Raw genomic sequence first — 19,629 nt, 5'->3', positions numbered from 1 at the left:
CATCATGAGCGCTTCATTGGCGCGTTTGCGCCGCAATTGGAAGGGATACTTGTTTTTGATTCCCGTGTTTGCCGTACTGGCATCCTTTAAATTCATCCCGTTTTTCGACGCTTTGCGCATGTCGATGTACGATTGGAACGGGGCAAACGTCAAGTCTTACGTAGGTTTGGCCAATTTCAAAGAGCTGGTCCGGGACGCCACGTTTCTGGATTCACTCGGCAACGTCGCGGGATTTACGTTCGCGGCGGTCATCATTCAACTAATCGTGCCACTAATTGCGGCCGTGCTGGTCTTTCATGTAACGAACCGGAAGCTGCAGCAGTTTTTCAAAGTTTGGTTTGTCGTGCCGCTCGTTATACCGTCTATCATCGTGTTTTTGACATGGCAGTGGATATTTGCGGGCGAATACGGCGTACTAAACGAATTTCTTAAAGTCGTTGGCCTGGAATCATGGACGCATGCCTGGCTTGGCGAGAGCAAAACGGCGTTTACGTCGATTGTCTTCGTAAATTTCCCTTGGATCGGAGGCATCAATTTTCTGCTCTATCTTGCAGGTCTGATGGCCATCTCGGGGGAACTGTTCGAGGTCGCAAAGCTGGACGGCATGAACGCTTGGCAACGGTTCAAACACATCGAGCTGCCGCTTGTGCGCAGCCAGATCAAGCTGATTCTCGTGCTTACGCTGATTAATCAAATTCAAAGCTTTGAAAATGTTCTCGTCCTGACGAACGGCGGTCCCGGCACGTCGACGATGACGCCGGCGCTGTACTTATACATCCAAGGATTTTCTTACAGCCGGCTCGGTTATGCTTCCGCTATCGGAGTGACGTTGTTTGCGGTCGTGCTGCTACTGACCTGGGTGAACCAGCGGTTTATCCGCGACACGGACAAAATCGATTGACCGTGCGACCGCAACGGGTGAAACAGGCTCATGCCGCGCGCGCCAAATCGCGCCATATCCGCACAGAAGGAGGAATCGCCGTCATGACGGACCGCAAGACGTCGTGGGGAGTGTACGCGGGACTCGTTTTCCTGCTCGTTCTTACACTATTCCCGTTTTATATGCTGCTCATTAGCTCGTTCAAACATTTTGACCAAATGATATTGGAGTTCTGGACGCCGTCGTTCCCGTTGCACGGAGACAATTACGCGTCGGCGTTCCGCCAGATCGCGCCATTTATCTGGAACACGGTGTTTATCTCGTCCTGTATCGTGGTCGGGGTCATCATAATCTCGTCCCTGGCCGCCTATTCGTTCGTTCGTTTCGATTATCCCGGCAAAAACGCCTTGTTCCTGCTTATTTTATCGCTGATGATGATTCCCGGCTTCCTGCTCCTTATTCCGCAGTTTATGCTGGTGCAGAAGCTGGACATGCTCAACACGTATCAAGGCCAGATTTTCCCGCCGATGGCGTTCGGCGCTTCGATGGCGACGTTCCTCATGCGGGCGTTCTTCGAAGGCATTCCGAAAAGCCTGCTCGACGCAGCCGATACGGAAGGCGCCAGCGAATGGCGCATCTATGCAAGCATCGTGATGCCGTTGTCACTGCCCGTAATCGCGACCGTCGCGATTCTGAATTTCCTGGCGGGATGGAACAACTATATCTGGCCGCTGGTTGCCACAACCGGGGATTCGGTAAAACCGGTCATCCTCGCGCTGTCGACGGTTACCGGTACTCTTGACCAAGGCATCAGCGTCAAGCTGGCGGGTTACGTTATCTCGTCGCTGCCTCTGCTCGCATTTTTCTTTCTCGCTACCAAACCTTTTATCTCCGGCATTACGTCCGGCGCGGTCAAAGGTTAGGAATATAAACTAGGGGTGTTCAGCACATGAGCAAAAGCAATCGTTGGTTCAAATCGTTACTCGTAACAGCTTTATCGTTGTCGGTCGTCATTGCAGGCTGCAGCAGCAACGGAAACAACAAACCGGATTCAAACGGCGCCGAGCCGGGTCAAGACAAAGCGCCGGTCGAGCTGCGATTCGCGATGGAGACGCCGAAGGAAGAGCAGACGAAGACGGTCTGGAAGGAAATTCTCGACGGTTATACCAGTCAACATCCGAATGTCACGTTTAAAATCGAGTATACGCCCAATGACGGCGACGCCGCGCGCACTTGGATGACTACCGCGTTGATTGGCGGCACGGCGCCCGATATTTTCCCAAGCCGTTATACTTGGACGCATGAGGATCTGAACAAGGATCTGCTGACCGACTTGACGGCGCGCTACGACGAGCCGAACCCGTACAACGAGGATAAGGTATGGAAGGATACTTTTGCGCCAACCGTATTTAATGAGATGAAAAACCCCGTAGACGGAAGGCTTGCGGGCATATCGCTGCAAACGTTGGCGATCCGCGTGTTCTACAACCAGGATCTGTTTAACAAATATAATCTGGAAGTTCCGAAAACATGGACCGAATTTCTGAACGTGCAGAAAACGCTGAAAGACGCAGGCGTTACTCCGTTCGCCTTTGCCAATTCGAAGCCGGGCGACAACCACTTGTTGTGGGCGACGAATATTTTGACTAACCAGATCGCGGCCGATAAGGTGGCTTCGTACGATTATAACGGAAACAAGCAGCTGGAACTCAACGAGATCGTCGGCGCCGTCTCCGAGAAGACGATCGACCTGACGAGCCCGGAGTGGAACGGGGTATTCCCGATCATCAAGGACTGGTCGCAGTATTGGGCCAAAGGCTACAACGGCGTCAACGGCGACACGGCGAAGCAGATGTTCCTGCGCGGCGACGTGGCGATGATGATGGCGGGCAACTTCGAGCTCAAATCGATTCAGGATTTCAGCGGCCGCAAATTCGAATACGGCACGTTCGCGCTTCCTTACTTGACGAAGGCCGAACATCCGGACGCTTCGGAGCGCTACTACGAGCTCGGCGGCTACCCGGACGGCGTGTATACGGTGCCTAAGACGGTGACGGGCGAGAAGCTTGACGTCGTTGTAGACGTGCTGAAATATTTGACCTCGCCGGATGTCGCGTCGATTCTTGGCAACAAGCTGTACCTGACGACGACGCTGTCGGGCGCTAAGCTGCCTGACAATCTCAAAGGCTTCGAATTCGTCGGCGACCGTATCCTCGTCAACTTCTACGCGGCCCATATCGACAAGAAGCTCAATGAGGATCTCGTGAGAATCGGCCAGCTGTATCTGGAAGGTTCGATCGACCTGGAGAAATTTACGACGGAAATGAACAATACGCTTACGACGGACATGGCAGCGGCAGCCACGCAGAACAGCTGGAACAAGGACAATGGCTACGGTTCCAAATAAGCCGGCCATGAGCGCTTCGCGGCCGATGAACTGCATCGTCATCGTCTGCGACACGCTGCGGCGGGATCATTGCGGCCCCTATCACGGGGGCCTTCCGCTATCCGGCGTGACGCATGCGCAGCAGCCCGATTGGGTCGTGCCGACACCCAATATGGACAGGCTGGCGAAGCGCGGCGTCGTGTTCGACCAGGCATGGGCAGGCTCTACGCCTTGCATGCCGGCTCGCCGCGACATCTATACGGGGCGCTATGAATTTCTTGAGCGCGGCTGGGGACCGCTCGAGGACGATGACGCGGATCTGCCGCGCGTAATCTCGGGCTCGTCCAACCAGTCGCTGGCGCAGCAGCTTCGCGAAGGACGGCCGGTCAGCTACCTTGTGACCGACCACTTCCATCTGTGGGAGCGGGGCGCCGGCAACTATCATATGGGCTACAGCGGCTTCGAGTTTGTGAGAGGACACGAAGCAGACGCCTGGAAGACCGATCCCGTCGAGTTCGAGGTGCCGGATGGGGATACGCATAAGGTCGAGCGGCATTTCCGCAACCTCGCGGCGCTTCCTCCGGAGGAGCGCGCTCCGTTTGCGGAGCGCGTATTCCGCAGCGCGGCCGAATGGCTGGACGGCAACCATACGCATGATCCGTTTTATCTGCACATCGATTGCTTCGATCCCCACGAACCTTGGGATCCGCCGGAAGATTTGCTGAAGATGTTCGACCCGCGCGGCTATGACGTGGAACGTTGGAACTCGATGGTGCCGTATGACGAATGGGAGCGGCATATGACGCCCGATCAGCTGAGACATGTGCAGGCGAGGTATGCGGCGCAGGTTGTCTTGACCGACAAGTGGCTCGGCCATCTGATGGACAAGATGGACGAGCATGGGCTGTGGGAGTCCACCGTGCTGATCTTCACGACCGATCATGGCACTTACAACGGCGACCGCGGCCGCATCGGCAAGCTGCAGACGCATCACTTTGCTTCATGCAGCAGGCTGCCGCTTGTAATCGCGCATCCTGAAGGTCCGCAGGGCGAACGGCGCGAGCAGCTCGCGCAGCTTGTCGACATCTACCCGACAGTGCTTAGCGTGCTTGGAATCCCGTGTCCGGAGGGGATACATGGCGTCGATCTTGTACCGGCCGTCATGTCGCCGGATGCGCCGACGCGCTCTTACGCGATCACCGGCATGTACGGGCGCAGCGTATCGCTGACGGACGGGCGATGGATGCTTCATCAGACGCCTATAGCAAGCAACAAACCATTGTACTGGTACAGCCATCATGCCGCCAAATTTATCGAATACGAGCTCGGTCCCGTCGAAGAAGGCCGCAGGGCCGTCGTTACGGCCTCATGGCCGGAGCCGACATGGCTGACCTGTCTGTCGGAGGATCCGGGCGAAACGGTAAACCGGGCGGCGATTCATCCGGACAAGCTCGCCGTCATGCGAGGGGCGCTGCGCGAAAAGCTCGCGGAGTTGGGCGCGCCGCCCGAGCAGGCGGTACGGCTGGGGCTGTAGGGAGACGTTCATCAACAGGAGAGGAGCCGGAGCAATGACAACAATGGCAAGAGACGGAGAAAACTGGTTCTGGGATTATACAAGGCAGGTGCATGTGGACTTTCATATGCCGGAATTTCCGGTCGGCGCGATCGCGAAGTTCGATGCCGAACAATTTGTGCAAACTTTCGTGCGCGCCCGGGCCAACGTAATCGGCGTGTTTACGAAATGCCATTTTGGCAATGCGTTCTACGACAACTACTACGGACACAAACATAACGGGCTTAAAGGCGACTTCTTCGGGGAAGTGCTGGCGGAGGCGCGCAAATACGATCTTAAGGTTATCGCCTATTATTCGCTGGGCACGGATGCCTACGCCGTGACGCAGAATCCCGACTGGTACCAGATCGACGAGAACGGCAACGTTCGCGGCTCGGAAGGAACGGTATGGGAGCTGCCTTGCCTCAACAGTCCCTACCGCGAGGAACTGGTTATTCCGCAGGTGCGCGAGATTACGGAGAAGTATGTCTTCGACGGCTACTTGTTCGATATTCCGTACCAGCATAACCATACATGCTTCTGCGCGTACTGCCGCAAAAAATTCCGCGAGGAGACGGGGCGAGAGCTGACGACGGAGCTGTACCGCGACGAGCCGGAGACGGTCAGGGACTTCGGCCGCCGCACGGCGATCCGCACGATGCAGGAAATCCGCGAGCTGGTAAAGGCGATCCGGCCCGAGGTGCTGGTCAACTGCAACGGCGCCTGGCGAATGGGCGAGCCGGAGGAGCTGAACCTGACGAGCGATTACGGCTTGTGGGAATCGCAGCCGTCGGCGACGGGCACGTTTTACAACCATTCCATCCGCGCCCGCCATATTCGCACGCTGGACGTGCCGGTGCAGATCATGACCGTGCGGTTTACGGAAGGCTGGGGCCTTATGTCTTGCAAGACGCCGGAGCAGCTCAAATACGAGTTCGCGACGATTTTGGCGAACGGCGGCATTGTCAATATCGGCGACCAGGTGCTGCCGGACGGAACGCTGCAACAGGGCGTTTACGACGTAATCGGCGAAGCGTTCGAATTCGTCGAGCAGCGCGAAGCGTATTGTCTGAGAGCGCGGAGCGTGGCGCACATTGCTTTGATCGGCAACAATACGACGAATTGGTATCACGACAAGGATGACGCTTCCACGTTCGGCGCGGCCAAAATGCTGCTGGAGGGACATCACCAGTTCGACATCTACTGCAACAGCGCATTCCCGGAGCTGGACGGCTATAAGGTTGTCGTGCTTCCGGAGACGGTGGAGTTGGACGAGGCGGCGCAGGAGCGTATTCGCCGGTTCGTCGCGCGCGGCGGCTTGCTGCTGGCGGAAGGCGCGGCCACTTTGGGTCGGGCGCCTGTTGTCCCGTCGACAACAGGCGCCGCGTTGACAGCCGCCGCGCCAATAGAGGCGGCTTCGGCAAGCGCGGTGTCTGTTCGCGACAGCGCAGTGCCTGGCAGCAGTGCATCGGGTCTGTCGAAGGCCGGCTTCCTGCGCTTCGGTCTTGCCGACGTCTTCGGCGTGGAGTATCGGGAGCGGACGCCGTATCCGTTTGCGTATATGACCGAAGACGAGGAGCTGTGGCAAGGTATTGCCCGCATCCCGCAACTGGTCGAGGAGCCGTTCCTCAAGGTAACGCCGACGACGGCCGAAACGCGCAGCCGTATCCAGTGGCCGCTCACCGTGCCGGCTCGCAACCGCGCGTTCCGCCACCCGCTGCCGCCGGCAGGGCTTGAAAGCGATTATCCGGCGATTACGGTTAACCGCTACGGAGAAGGAACAGCGCTTTACATCGCCGCGCCGGTATTCCGGTCGTATTGGCATTCGAACCACTTCTGGGTGCGCCGCATCGTGGGCAATCTGCTTAACGCCTACGATACGCAGAAGCCGTTTACGGTGGAAGCTCCGGCACATGTCGAGGCGAACCTGATGGAACGCGGCGACGACCGGTTCCTGCATCTTATCCAGTACCAAAGCGTGCAGGTCGGAGAGAAAAGCACGGCGTTTTATGCGCCGATCGAAACGATTACGCCGATGCACGACATTGGCGTTACGGTACGCGACAGCTCGATCAAGCAGGCGGTTCTGCAGCCGGAAGGGCTGGAGCTGCCGCTGCGCCGCACGGATGACGGCGTCGCTTTCACCGTGCCGAAGCTGCATATTCACGCGATTGTGCAGCTCAAGCGGTAATGCGCGCCAGCTTCTCTGGCAGCAATTAGCGATTCTTAATTTCAGGTTTCTGAACTTATAGTCATTTTATTACGACAACCGGCAAGCCCAAGAGTAAGGGCTTGCCGGTTGTTATTTTTTATCAAGTACTCGCTTTTTCATACACATACGCTCGTCCCGGCCCCCTCATGAATCAGACCTCCCGATTCAAATTCGGCATGTGACGTTTTCCGTTCAAATGTTAGAATGGAAGAGAGAAATTTCCATTCCTGCAAAGTTGAGGTGACCGTCATGCCCAAGGATCTGATGGATCGACTGTTGGCGGCAGTAACCGGGGAGCCGCTTAGACGCAAGGTGCTTCTTGCGCATTCCTACGCGCAAGGGCAGCAACTGCTGGAGAGACTGTGCGCCCGTGCCGGCGCGATTGCGAATGTGGAGATCGAGACCGTGCGCGGACTTGCGGCAAAGAGAGCGAAGCTGGAGTTGTTCCTGAATGGCATTACACTGCTTGAGGAGGGGCAAGTCTTTTGGATTGTACGAATGCTGATGGAGGAGTTGGCGACTGACGCGCCGACCGGCTACATCCATGAGGGCAATCTGAAGCCCGGAATCGTCGATGGAGTAAATCGCTCCTTGGGCGAACTTAGACTTGCGCGGCTTGCGGCTGCAGATATACGGGCAGAAGCGTTTACGCATTCCGGCAAAGCCGAGTATATGCGGCAGCTTCTGTCGAGATACGAGTTGTATCTAACCGAGCAGCGGACCACGGATTTCGCGGGACTCGTACATTTCGTAACGCCGGACAACGAGGATACGCTGTATTTGGCGATTGAGCCGACGGGATGGATGCGGGCGGAGCGGGAGATGACGGTGCGGATCGCGGGAGAACGATTAGAGATTTTAGAAGCGGAGGCGACATTCGGTCAAAATGCAGGCTTCGCGGGAAACTCCTTTGCGTTGTTCAGCGCTTCCGGGCCCATCGCGGAAGTGAGGGAAGGTCTGAGAAGAATGCTGGGGCAGGCCGATTCAATTGACGGCATCGAGATTATGGCGGCGGATTACGAGCGTTACGCGCCTATCGTATACGATCACGCGAAAGCGCTGGGTCTTGCCTGTACTTTGTCGAGCGGCCTGCCGATCGGGTATTGCCCGGCGGGGCAAGCAGCCCTTGGTCTGCTGGATTGGATACAGGAAGGATATCCCGTATCCAAGCTGACGGAGCTGCTCCGGTATGGGCGCTTGCGAATCGAAGACGAACGTTTCACGCAAAACAGCTGGATCCGTCTGCTCGAGCAATCCGGAATCGGCTGGGGCAAGGACCGATATATCTCGTTGCTGGAGCCTTCGGGACTGGCCGAGGGGGATAGGGAACAAGGCGCCGCCTTGCATGCCCATGCGTTGCAATGGTTCGGCTCACTGCCGGACAATGACCAATGGCATCCTTTCGAACTGTTGAACTGGCTGGCTCGCAACGTGGCGATCTACGCGGCGGGACGATCGCCGGAGGATGCCGGCGTACATTCGTCGCTGCGCGAGCTGGCGTTTACGCATGCCAAGTCTCCATCCGGGAGCATGACCAGGGAACTTGCGATCCGTTACGTGCGGGGGATGCTTGACGGCATTCGCATACGCGTATCGCCGACGCCGAAGCCTGGAGCGATTCACGTCAGCTCGCTGTCGGGCGGAGGATGGAGCGGACGCGGACTGTTCTGGATTCCCGGCATGGACGAAAGCTCCTGGAGCGTATCGGCCAGGCAGGATCCCGTGCTCCTCGACGAGGAGAGAATCCGGCTATCGCCGGATTTGACGACAAGGAGAGAACGGGCAAGCGCCCAAAGGCTGGAGCGCGAATCCCGAATTGGATTCCTTCGGGGCGAGCTGTGGCTCAGCTATTCGTCCTACGATCCCGGCGAACAGAAAAGTCATGGCGCTGCCTTCGAAATGCTTCAGCTTTTTCGGCTCCAGAGGGGAGATGCGATCAAAGATTTTGGCGCTTTGTCGAACGCGCTTGGCGAACCGTACGGCGTATTGGATATGCGCTGGGCTGCCGGAGGCCATATTGGGCAAGCGAATCGACCCCAGAATGCCGCCCATCATGCCCCGCCAAATGCCGAGTCTGCCAGATTGCCGCTAAACGGAATCGACGCTTGGGCGAAGCTGCTGGCGAACGCAAGAGGCGAGCGGCTGGACGGACGCGAAGCCATACGCGGAAGTTATCCGGCGCTGGCGGAAGGGTATCGGGCAGTCGCGCTTAGGCAGGCGGACGGATTGTCGGCATATGACGGCTGGATCGGCGAGCATAATCGAGTGATGGAGCAGGGAGGCCGCCAAGGCGAGTCGCTCCCCGGTATTGTGCCGAAGCGCGATTATATCAGCGTCAGCGAGCTGGAGCAGTACGCAAGCTGCGGATTGCGATATTACTTCGGCTATGTGTTGAATTTACCTCCCAAGGAGACGGCAGAGCTGGATCGAACGCGCTGGCTGCAGGCGAACGAGAAAGGCAGCTTGCTTCACGAGACGTATCGGCGGTATATGGAGGAAGCGACGGGGAGCGGCGCGAGAGCAGCCGTGCACGATCGCGAGCGATTGTACCGGCAGCTCGAACAGGTCCTGTCGGCATTTGCGACACGGATTCCTGCGCCGAGCAGCCATGTATTCAATAAGGAAGCCGAGGAGCTGCGGCGGGATGCGGATGTGTTCTACCAGGTGGAATCCGTTAATGCCGATCAACCGCTATTTTTCGAGCTGGAGCTGAAGACGGAGGATGGGGAGCCCATGGAGGTCGAGCTGGCGAACGGGATGCGCTTCAGGCTAAAAGGTTTTATTGACCGGATCGATCGGATCGGACCGCATGAATACCGGATTATCGATTACAAAACCGGAAGCCCGGCCAAGTTTAAACCTTCCGAATATTTCAGCGGCGGGACGCAGCTCCAGCATGCGATCTACTCCGTTGCGGCCGAGCAGTGGCTGCGGACATCCGGTTACGATGCCGAAGCGGCGGTCACGGAGGCCGATTACCGATTTCCAACCGCGAAGGGGCGAGGCGAATTCGTGCGAAGGGAGCAGAATCGCAGATCGGAGCTTGCCGTCGTTATCAAAGGGCTGCTCGACTCCCGCGAGAGCGGCTTGTTTATCCCGGCGTCCGATATTCAGCAATGCCGATGGTGCGACTATGCTTCGGTGTGCGGCGCCCATGCGACGCGAATGGTCGAGAAACGTCAGTTGGAAGGCAATGGAGGACTGCTGGGTACGCTGCTGGAGGTGGAGAGCTATGGCTGATGCAAACGGGATGGAAAGAATGGCGGATCTGCAGGATCGCGAGCGCATTTTGACGGATCTGAACACGACGCTTTTAGTGGAGGCGGGAGCGGGCTCGGGCAAAACGACAAGTCTCGTCGGGCGGCTCCTTGCTTTGATCGAATCAGGAGTGAGCGTGGGAGAGATTGCCGCCATCACGTTCACCAACAAGGCGGCCGACGAGATGAAGGAACGATTCCGGCTGGCGCTGGAGAATGCCTATCGGCAAGCGTCGGCGGGCGCCCCGGCTACTGCCGCGGACGCCCCCGCCGCTGTCTTGGACGCATCAACTGTTGCTGCCGCGGGCTCCCTTCGCGCACAACGATACGCCGGAGCGCTTGCGAACCTCGATCTTGTTTTTATCGGCACGATTCATTCGTTCTGCGGTTCCTTGCTGCGCGAGCGTCCGATCGAAGCGGGGCTGGACCCTTCATTCGAAGAGATGGATGAGGAAAGCGACAAGTCGTTCCGGGAGCTCTGTTGGGACACTTATATGTCTGCACTAAACGAGTCGGAGACCCGCAAGCTGGAGGAGCTGATCGGCCTTGGCGTCGACGTAAATACGCTCAGGGACGTATACGATCGCGTATCGGGTTTCATGGACGTCGACCTGCCGGCGGAGGAACGGGATCGTCCCGATTGCGAGCGCATTAGAGCGACATTGCTTCCATTGCTGGATGCCGCTGCTCCTTTTCTTCCAACAACCGAGCCGGCAAGCGGCTGGGATGCGGTGCAGAAGCTGGTGCGCCAAAGCCTGCAGAAGCTGAAGTACGAAAATTTGAAGAATGATATGTTCGTGTTGGAGCTCGCCAAGTCGTTCGACCGGAAGCTTGACGTGACATTAAACAGGTGGACCTCCAAGGAACAAGCGAGCGAGATGAAGCAGCGCTTCCCCCAATGGCAGCGCGATGTGTTGTTCCCGTTCCTTCAGGAGTGGCGGGAATATTTGTACCCCAAGCTGATTGCTTTCGTGCGTCCTGCGCTTGATAAATGCCGGGAGCAAAGATTCGCGGCAGGCAAGCTGAATTTCCAGGATCTGCTTATGGAAGCGGCGAAGCTTGTCAGGGAGAACGGGGAGGTTCGGGCCTATTATGCGGGACGGTATACTAGGCTGCTTGTCGACGAGTTTCAGGACACGGATCCGATTCAGGCGGAGCTTATGTTTTTGCTGACGGGGGAAACAGCCGGGAGCGATCATGAACGCGATTGGCGCCGATTGACGCCGCGGCCTGGCTCGCTGTTCGTCGTGGGCGATCCCAAGCAATCGATATACCGGTTCAGGCGGGCCGATATTTCTATCTATAATGAAGTGAAGGCGCGAATCGAAGGATGCGGGGCGGTGCTTCGTTTGACGGCGAACTTCCGGTCGGCGCAAGCCATCGGCGATTTCATCAAAGGCCAATTCGTCGGCAAGCTGCCGCAGGAGGAAACGGCGCATCAAGCCGCCTATGTGCATATGGAGACGAGAGCGGCTAATCCAGCCGGGGGCAAAAGCTCGCCGTTCGGCGTGTTCGCGCTTGCGTATCCGAAAATAGCCGGGGGCAAAGCCGCCGTCGCTCAGCTCGACGCGGGGCGGATCGCCGCTTATATCGCATGGGCTTGCGGCGGCGCAGGCAAAAGCAAGGGCGGCATTCGCATCGCGGAGAGGGACGGGGAAAGCCGCGCCGCGGTGCCGGGCGATTTCCTCATCCTGACGAAGACGCGCGAATTTATCCATCTGTACGCGGAGCAGCTGGATCTGTACGGCGTGCCATCCGATACGTCGGGCAGCCGGACGGTCTACGAAGAGCTGGTTGCGCTCTGGCAGCTTTCCCGTTACCTCGATGACCCCGGCGATTCCGCCGCCTTGTTAGGCGTGCTTCGGGGGATGTTGTTCGGCGTGAGCGACCGGGCGTTATGGGCCTATAAAGAGGCGGCGGGACGAATAACGCTCCATGGCATTCCGGATGCGGAGGCGTGCCCCGAGGAAGCCCGTCCCGTTCGTGCGGCGCTTTCGAAGCTTCGCATGTATCGGGATTGGCTTCGCGGAGATTCGAGCGCGATGTCGGTATTCGCGGCAATGATCGAGGATCTGGGCATTTTGCCGTACGTTTCGACGCTTCAAGCGGGAGCGGTTCGCGCGGGGACGCTCGTGCGATTGATGCAGCTTTTGCAAAACGACGCCGGCTCTGCGGCCAGCTGGCCGGCGCTTAGCCGAATGATCGGCGAGCTGCTGGCGGATCGCGGCATGGAAACTTCCAGCTTGTACGCGGGCGGCAATGGAGCGGTACGCATTATGAACTTGCACAAGGCGAAAGGGCTGGAAGCGCCGGTCGTTTTCCTGGCTTGCCCCAGCGGCGAGACGGATCATGACGCGACGGAATATATCGACCGATCGGGGGAGACCGCCAAGGGGTATTTTACGATGAGCCTGAAAGTTGGGGAGTACGGTCGCGAGGTCGTTGCGCAGCCTCCAGGTTGGAGTGACATGAATGAGCGGGAGCGGCTGTTCGCAAATGCGGAGAAGGATAGGCTGTTGTACGTGGCGGCTACACGGCCCAAACAAATGCTGGTCGTCAGCTTGTACCCGGAACAACCCGCCAAGTGCCCGTGGACGCCGCTTATGCATGGCATGGATCTGGTGCGCGAGCTGGACGTGCCGGAGCTGGAACCGGAACGCAAGGAAGCTGTGACGACGGTGCCGGATATGGGGCGGATACAAGAGAAACGAGATGAGCGACTGCGGCGGTTGTCTGCTCCAACCTACAGCTTGACATCGGTAACGGGGCAGACGAAAAACGGTGGAGAAATCCCGGAATGGACGGCGACGGGAAGGGGGCTCGCTTTCGGCAGCGTCGTGCATCGTGCGATCGAGCTCGCAGGCCAAGGGCTGCAGGAGGAGAGAGTAGAGGCTGGCGTCAGGATGTTCGCCGAAGAAGAGGGGCTTGCGGCCGAGCATATCGCCGATGCTGCGGCAATCGTTCGAGCCATCCTCGGGAGCGAGCTGTGGCAGCGAAGCTTGCGGGCAAAGCGGCGGTTGTTCGAAGTGCCGCTCATGATCCGGAAGCGGGTATCTATCGAAGCGATAGACCCGATACGCGTAGGGGATCATGCGAACGCTGCAGTGAGAGCGGGGTACGCGGGTACGGACCTTCTTCTACGCGGCGTCATCGACTTCCTCTTCGAGGAGGAGGACGGCTGGGTCATCGTGGACTTCAAGACGGACGCCGTGCCGGACGGGAGGCTGCAGTCGTTTATCGACTTCTATCGTCCGCAAGTGCTTGCGTACGCTGAGGAGTGGAGCAAGACGTTTGGTTTCCCGGTTAAGGAAGCGGGGCTTTATTTTGCGGGGACGGGGATTTATGTTGAGACTAGACGATAAATGAGTGATAATAATACAGAAAGTTAAAGGTCAGTTCTTTTAAATCCAAATGGAAGTCCACTGCCATCATAGATGAAGGCCGTGGACTTCCTTGCTTTAAGTTGAGGGGAGAACGATGAGAGTAGGATTCAGCATTCTGAAAGAAATAAAAGACAAAAGAACCGCGATTAGCGGACAAGTGTATGGAATAAAGGATATCGAATTCGAACGAATGGTAAAGCTGCTGGAGAAACAAGGTTACTTGGAACGGGTATTGCGAGTCGGAGATCGCTTCTCTCTAAAGCCGGCCAGGCTGTCGGAAAAAGGAGAGAGGTTCTTAATGGAGCATGCCGAGTTGGCGGATGAGTACCCTGACAGCATGGAAGAATTAAAAGAATGGGTTCGGGCGGATAGAGCGAAGGAATGACAGGAATTGTCCGCCATACGAGCTCATGATACAATTGATAGAGAATGTACGTTCGTTTTTGTAGCCAATGAGATTGTAATGGGGAGGCGGATCGGCATGATGGGTGACAAGGAGATTAAGCGCAAGGGCAATTCATATCCGGATAGAGTGAAAGAAGATAAAGTCACGTACGAGGACTATGCTTCTTTGGATGACGGCAACCGATATGAGCTTGCAAACGGTGTTCTGGAGTTAATGTCGCCTGGTCCTTCCGTTCCCCATCAAATTATTAGCGCTGAAATATTGAAACGAATGGCGGACACTTGCGATGCGGACTATCTGATTCTAAGCGCGCCCGTCGATTTGATCTTAAGCGCGGTTGAGGTGCGTCAGCCTGATCTGATGATGATACATCGCAGTCGACTAGGCATCGTGAGCCATCGCGGTGTCGAAGGACCGCCCAATCTGGTCGTCGAAATCCTGTCACCCTCCACTCTTCGAAGAGATAAGCTAGATAAGTCGCGAAGCTATGCACAATACGGCATTCCGGAATATTGGATCGTCGATCCCGCATTAGGCGCGCTCGAACGATATGAGCTGAATGGTGAGGCCTACTTGCTGTCGGAGATATTTACCTCGGAGATGACGGTACATTCGAATCATATCCCGTGCGTGTCCTTTACCATGGGAGCCATTCTGAGCCGGGTGCCGGATCTATCGAATTGAAAATTAAGAATGGATAGACATCTGTTTCGGAGGTAATCCGACAGATGTCTTTTTGCATTTAATGGAGCATCGCAAATCGGATTTACCCAATCCCACTTCAATAAAAAGCCTGACGAAAGTAGTAACATTATATTACAAATAAAAGAACATTAACTTCCGAAATCTTGTCATGTATAAAGAAAAATGCAGCTAGATTTTTTGTCCAATAAGGTATAAAATTGGGGTAATTTATTTCACGAAATGCGGGGAGAGGCAGAATGACGATAACATCCAGCTTACTAGGCTGGATCCGCTCGAGATTGCTTTACAAAGTAGTGGTGCTCTATTCATTGTTGACGCTAATCCCGCTGTCCGTTGTTAGTTTGGCGTTCTACTCGCGATCACAGGATTTGCTGGAACGGAGGTCAACGGAGGAGGCGCAACAGGTTCTTAATCGGGCCTCAAGCCACGTGGATGATTTGTTGGCAGCGTATGCTCAGGAGCTGTACCAATTTAGCAGAAACAAGCTTTTACATTCGTATTTAATGGAACGTATTGAACCGGGAAAGTTGGAAGTGAAAGAGGCCCTAGAGGAGCAACTCCGATATAGGTTGGAGGAAGCTTCTGCTACGATTGGCGATTATGTGGATTCCCTGCATTTGATTAATGGAACGGATACTCTCTTCCAAATCGGAGACGGTTACCCGCTGGAATATTTGAAAGCGTTTGAAATTATGCCAGCGGAATACGATCATACTCCACAATGGGCGTATTTTACCGATAAGAACAGAATGGTATGCCGATTGAAACTTGAGGATCCGACGGGGCGACAGCTTGGAATACTGGTGCTGGCGCTTGACACCGACAAGCTAACGGCTCTTTACGGCAATCTGGAGCTCGCGAATTTTCAGCTTCTGAACGAAGATAACCTCATTTTATCAGGGACGGCGTCGGAGCGAATCGGTTCATTGTTTTCGATGAAGTTCAATGAAAGCGTTGTCAAATTGATTCAGAAATCTCGTTTCTCGGGTTTGCAGTATGTATATGTGGCTGATGCGAAGCCTGCTGCGATCATGAAGAAACAAACGTTGTTCTCCTTTTATGTCACACTCTTCGCTTGGGCAGGCGTTATCTTGATTACATACTGGTTGATGCGTCGGATTACAATTCCGCTAACGAAGCTAACAAGATTAATGCGGCGTGCGGGTAGGGAAGAGTATGTGCTTATGGATGAGGTGTCATCTCGTGACGAGGTAGCTTTGTTATGCCATGGTTATAATCAAATGGTCAACCTTACGCGTGAGCTGATCGAGAAAAATTATAAGTCGGAACTTCTGAAGCACGAGGCGGAGCTAAGGTCGATACAGATGTATGTTAATCCGCATTTCCTGTACAATACGTTGGCTTATATTAATGTTCTGTCCGCCACTCCCGAAGGTGTACGCCATATTCCAGATGTGAACCAGCGCCTTACAAATATTTTGCGATTTTCAATTTCGACTGGCGACAACACGGTGCCGCTGGTCAAAGAAATGTCCATCGTAGAGATGTATCTGCAAATTCATAAATATCGCTACAAGGACCGGTTGGCTTACGAAATTCAACTGTCACCGGGATTTCATTCGATTAGTATTCCGAAGCTTCTGTTGCAGCCGCTGGTAGAAAATGCCATTATTCACGGGATTGACCGTTGTGCGGAAGGTGGCAAGATCCGAATCATAGTCGACGAGGATAATTTCGATTTGGTTATTACAATCGAAAATTCAATTGAAGATAAAGAAACCCAGAATACTGTAAAAAGTAATCTAATCCCAAATCGGCCGGGGGAGAGCAAGCGGGGCTTCGGTTCGGGATTAAAAAATGTGAACGATCGCATCAAATATCAATATGGCGCTTCATACGGCGCAGTCATAGTTCTAAACGACAACTATGCAACGGTAACCGTTCGACTGCCGATTGTCATTGAAGGAGACGAGTAACGAACATGCGTATCATTATTGCGGATGATGAACAGGAACTTCTAGATTTTATTGCTAATATGCCGCAATGGGCGGAGGTCGGTTATGAAATTGTCGGCAAGGCGGCTAATGGAGCCGAAGCGCTGAAATTAATCGATCGGCTGCGTCCCGATTTAGTTGTAGCGGATATTCGTATGCCCGTGATGGATGGACTCGAATTGGCTGCACATATCCGACAAGACTGGCCGGGAATGCCCGTAATCTTTCTTACGGCCCATGATGAGTTTGAATATGCGCAACAAGCTGTGAAGCTCGGTATTATGGACTTTATTACAAAGCCCTTTCATCCCCAGGCGTTGGTCGACAGTGTCAAACTGCTTCGGCCTTCGGCTCGTCACGAGAGCGCCTGGGTGTGGCAGGATGAGTTTTTTGCTTTCTTTTACAGCAAGTCCAATTCGGATGAGGCCAAACAGGCTTGGCTTGCGCAGCGTGAGTTTGTCGACCGCTCCTATATTCTACTTTATGCAGAGGCAGACGCTGCTGTGCCTACTGATGGATTTCGCAGCTCCCGACTCGGTTTGAAGAGGAGAATCGAGATGGAAATTGAGCGAAGCCAGTACACGTATTGGGCCGCACTGTCCGCATCCGGCATCTATTTTCTATTATTCGAGGCTATTGAGGCTGATGGAGAATCCAGTTCTGAGACGGGACGGGAGATCGGGCTGGCGCGGAACATCATATCCGAGCTTCAAGTCGGTGGTGCGGAAAGCGTATCAATCGGGATTAGCGCAAAAATGAGGTCTTATTTGCAGCTGCCTGTGGCAATCGGTCAAATCAACCGCTGTATGGAGTACCGTATGCTGCTGGGAAAAGGCTCGATTATTGCATATGAGGCGTTGGACCGTATGTTTCTTGAACAAAAAGAACGTCGTCAAATAGCGAGACAAGAGTTTGGTGCATTGATCAGTGCCGGTCAGTGGGAGCAAGCTAACCATTATTTGCGAAACTATTATAAGCGGATGTTGCTTGATGGCTTCAATAAAACCGATATTCAAAGTTCGAATATACAAATATTGGAAATTTTGGAGGCTGAGCTGAAACAATATGGTATCGAACCCACCTCAGCAGATTTTGTACAGCGGCGTGAGAATTTGCTTAGTTGCACCATACTGACGGAGATGATGCAACTGCTTGGCAGTTACCTGCAAGAAGCCGAATCGCTGATTCGAGCGAAACAAGAGGATTATACTTCAAGCCTGACTATGGATGTCATGCGGCTGATTCGAAATCATTATGCGGAGGACCTGACTTTGCAAATGATTGCAGAGAAAATCAACGTCAATTATTCCTATCTTAGCCGATCAATAAAAAAAGAGACGGATCGTAACTTTCGGGATTTGCTTAGAGAAATACGCCTGGAAGAGGCTCGCAAAAAGTTGATTCATTCGGATCTCAGAGCCTATGAGGTCGCTTACGCAGTCGGTTTTAAGGATCCGCAGCATTTCAGTGAGGCTTTCAAGCAACAGTACGGCAAGGGGCCGTCGGCATATCGAGAAGATATTCGTAAGGGAAGGAGTGGAGAAGGTGTTTAGAGGCGGCCCGAAATGGCTCGTCAAAAGAGCCTTGGTGATGATACTGTCGGTCGGGATGCTGGCTGCAACGGCTTGCGGTGACGCTCGAGAAGTGGAGGAAGGCAGTAACATTGAGGCATTTACAATTAGGGTGGGTGCGTGGTTTATTGACGACCGTGAATTTATGAAGCAATTTCAAGCCAATACGGAGCAAGCATACAAGAAGCTGTACCCTCACGCCACCATTCAATGGGAAATTACGCTCGGAAACGCTTATTTTGGCAAGCTGGAAACCCAGTTGGCTTCTAACTCGGCTCCGGATGTAATTTTCCATCAGCAAGTCGTTTCCATGATCGAAGCCGGGTATTTATCGGATCTTAGCAGCGAGCCATGGGCCTTTCGGTTTATTCCGCAGATCCAGCAATTTTTGACATACAATTCCGATAAGGATGAATTTAAGATTTATGACGGCAAGGTGTATGCTGCATCCATGGGTGTAGGCATAAGAGGTTATTGGTACAACAAAACGTTGTTCGAGCAGCTGGGATTGAAGGCGCCGAAAAATATGCAAGAGTTGCTGGAGATTTGTGCACGACTCAAAAAAGACGGCTATTTGCCTCTCGCCGCTGGACACAAAGATCGTTGGTCGCTGGTTATGCATTTTGAAACACTGCTGCAATCGGTCGGATACGGTGCGGATCTGAGTTATGGGGTAGGGCTGACTGAAGGACGAAACCGATTAGATGGGGACGAGGTTGCAAGCACAATGCAATTTTTCGAGACGCTATACGAACGGGAATATCTGAATCGAAATGCGCTTAGCATCGATTGGATGCAATCGTTGGAGCTCTTTACCTCACAGCAGGCAGCAATGATCATGCAGGGACCGTGGCTGCCTGGTACGGTGGAAAGCAAAATATCCTCTGATGCCGAACGTTTTGAGCTGGGATTTTTCCCGATATCGGACGAGAACGGGTACTATGATCTTGAATTTGTAAGTGACCAGTACGTTTCGGTTAATGCTGCATCCAAGTTGCAGGAGGAGTCAAAGGCGCTCATAGGGGCGATGCTCAGCGACGATGCTTATCTTCCTTTTGCACGGGAAAATGGATTGCTTCCCGCCATTGAGGGATTACGACCGAGCTTTGGCAACCCGGTTATGGAAGAAGTGTTCCGATATGCCGAGCAAGCGGAAACGAACCAGCGCTGGACATCATTTATAAGTACAGAATCCCATAACTTGTTACTGGAAGAGGCTCAAAATATATTGATGGGTGTCCCTTTTGAACGTGTGAATCTAGTTCCAGCTCAGAAAAAATTGGAAGAAAAGCTTGCCGTGCTCAAGCAGTTGAAGCAATAAT

Annotated in this window: 12 protein-coding genes; all 12 read left to right on the top strand. The window is 54.5% G+C overall.

From position 1 onward, the window contains the following. The first annotated feature begins 4 nt into the window (after window positions 1–4). The 12 genes from H7F31_RS28585 (at window position 5) to H7F31_RS28530 (ending at window position 19,628) form a co-directional block, all read left to right on the top strand. A complete protein-coding gene (locus tag H7F31_RS28585; RefSeq protein WP_187101574.1) occupies window positions 5–901 on the top strand; it encodes a carbohydrate ABC transporter permease in 897 nt (298 codons plus the stop codon). Window positions 902–984: 83 nt separating this feature from the next. Next, window positions 985–1,803, top strand: coding sequence for a carbohydrate ABC transporter permease (locus H7F31_RS28580; protein ID WP_087565904.1), 819 nt, complete (start codon window positions 985–987; stop codon window positions 1,801–1,803). Between the two features lie 26 nt (window positions 1,804–1,829). Next, window positions 1,830–3,287 carry an ABC transporter substrate-binding protein gene (locus H7F31_RS28575; protein ID WP_187101573.1) on the top strand — a complete coding sequence of 486 codons (1,458 nt, stop codon included), beginning with the start codon at window positions 1,830–1,832 and terminating at the stop codon, window positions 3,285–3,287. Continuing rightward, complete coding sequence (locus H7F31_RS28570) at window positions 3,268–4,800, top strand: sulfatase (RefSeq protein WP_187101572.1); 1,533 nt, start codon at window positions 3,268–3,270, stop codon at window positions 4,798–4,800. Before H7F31_RS28575 ends, H7F31_RS28570 begins: the two co-directional genes overlap by 20 nt. Window positions 4,801–4,834: 34 nt before the next feature. After that, window positions 4,835–7,009 carry an alpha-L-fucosidase gene (locus tag H7F31_RS28565; RefSeq protein WP_187101571.1) on the top strand — a complete coding sequence of 725 codons (2,175 nt, stop codon included), beginning with the start codon at window positions 4,835–4,837 and terminating at the stop codon, window positions 7,007–7,009. Between the two features lie 270 nt (window positions 7,010–7,279). Beyond that, a complete protein-coding gene (locus H7F31_RS28560) occupies window positions 7,280–10,270 on the top strand; it encodes a PD-(D/E)XK nuclease family protein (RefSeq protein WP_187101570.1) in 2,991 nt (996 codons plus the stop codon). Beyond that, window positions 10,263–13,649, top strand: a complete 3,387-nt coding sequence (locus H7F31_RS28555; RefSeq protein WP_187101569.1) for a UvrD-helicase domain-containing protein — start codon at window positions 10,263–10,265, stop codon at window positions 13,647–13,649. The genes H7F31_RS28560 and H7F31_RS28555 overlap by 8 nt, the downstream gene beginning before the upstream one ends. 115 nt (window positions 13,650–13,764) lie before the next feature. Next, window positions 13,765–14,055, top strand: coding sequence for a hypothetical protein (locus H7F31_RS28550; protein ID WP_187101568.1), 291 nt, complete (start codon window positions 13,765–13,767; stop codon window positions 14,053–14,055). 96 nt (window positions 14,056–14,151) lie between these two features. Beyond that, window positions 14,152–14,760, top strand: coding sequence for a Uma2 family endonuclease (locus H7F31_RS28545; RefSeq protein ID WP_315970532.1), 609 nt, complete (start codon window positions 14,152–14,154; stop codon window positions 14,758–14,760). 257 nt (window positions 14,761–15,017) lie between these two features. After that, window positions 15,018–16,718 carry a sensor histidine kinase gene (locus H7F31_RS28540; protein ID WP_187101567.1) on the top strand — a complete coding sequence of 567 codons (1,701 nt, stop codon included), beginning with the start codon at window positions 15,018–15,020 and terminating at the stop codon, window positions 16,716–16,718. Window positions 16,719–16,723: 5 nt separating this feature from the next. After that, on the top strand, window positions 16,724–18,289 hold the full coding sequence (locus tag H7F31_RS28535; protein WP_187101566.1) for a response regulator transcription factor: 1,566 nt from the start codon (window positions 16,724–16,726) through the stop codon (window positions 18,287–18,289). Then, the gene (locus H7F31_RS28530; protein WP_187101565.1) at window positions 18,282–19,628 is read left to right on the top strand and encodes an ABC transporter substrate-binding protein; all 1,347 of its coding nucleotides are present in this window, start codon (window positions 18,282–18,284) and stop codon (window positions 19,626–19,628) included. Before H7F31_RS28535 ends, H7F31_RS28530 begins: the two co-directional genes overlap by 8 nt. Window position 19,629 lies beyond the last annotated feature (1 nt).

Origin of the sequence: Paenibacillus sp. PAMC21692, assembly GCF_014303795.1 — a bacterium.
GTDB lineage: Bacteria > Bacillota > Bacilli > Paenibacillales > Paenibacillaceae > Pristimantibacillus > Pristimantibacillus agaridevorans.
The sequence above is the reverse complement of the archived record's forward strand: the minus strand, read 5'-3'. Positions and strand labels throughout refer to the sequence as shown.

Coding starts and splice junctions, on each gene's coding strand:
- H7F31_RS28535 (WP_187101566.1), top strand. CDS start 16,724: ATGCGTATCATTATTGCGGATGATGAACAGGAACTTCTAGATTTTATT.
- H7F31_RS28550 (WP_187101568.1), top strand. CDS start 13,765: ATGAGAGTAGGATTCAGCATTCTGAAAGAAATAAAAGACAAAAGAACC.
- H7F31_RS28545 (WP_315970532.1), top strand. CDS start 14,152: ATGATGGGTGACAAGGAGATTAAGCGCAAGGGCAATTCATATCCGGAT.
- H7F31_RS28575 (WP_187101573.1), top strand. CDS start 1,830: ATGAGCAAAAGCAATCGTTGGTTCAAATCGTTACTCGTAACAGCTTTA.
- H7F31_RS28565 (WP_187101571.1), top strand. CDS start 4,835: ATGACAACAATGGCAAGAGACGGAGAAAACTGGTTCTGGGATTATACA.
- H7F31_RS28540 (WP_187101567.1), top strand. CDS start 15,018: ATGACGATAACATCCAGCTTACTAGGCTGGATCCGCTCGAGATTGCTT.
- H7F31_RS28570 (WP_187101572.1), top strand. CDS start 3,268: ATGGCTACGGTTCCAAATAAGCCGGCCATGAGCGCTTCGCGGCCGATG.
- H7F31_RS28560 (WP_187101570.1), top strand. CDS start 7,280: ATGCCCAAGGATCTGATGGATCGACTGTTGGCGGCAGTAACCGGGGAG.
- H7F31_RS28580 (WP_087565904.1), top strand. CDS start 985: ATGACGGACCGCAAGACGTCGTGGGGAGTGTACGCGGGACTCGTTTTC.
- H7F31_RS28585 (WP_187101574.1), top strand. CDS start 5: ATGAGCGCTTCATTGGCGCGTTTGCGCCGCAATTGGAAGGGATACTTG.
- H7F31_RS28555 (WP_187101569.1), top strand. CDS start 10,263: ATGGCTGATGCAAACGGGATGGAAAGAATGGCGGATCTGCAGGATCGC.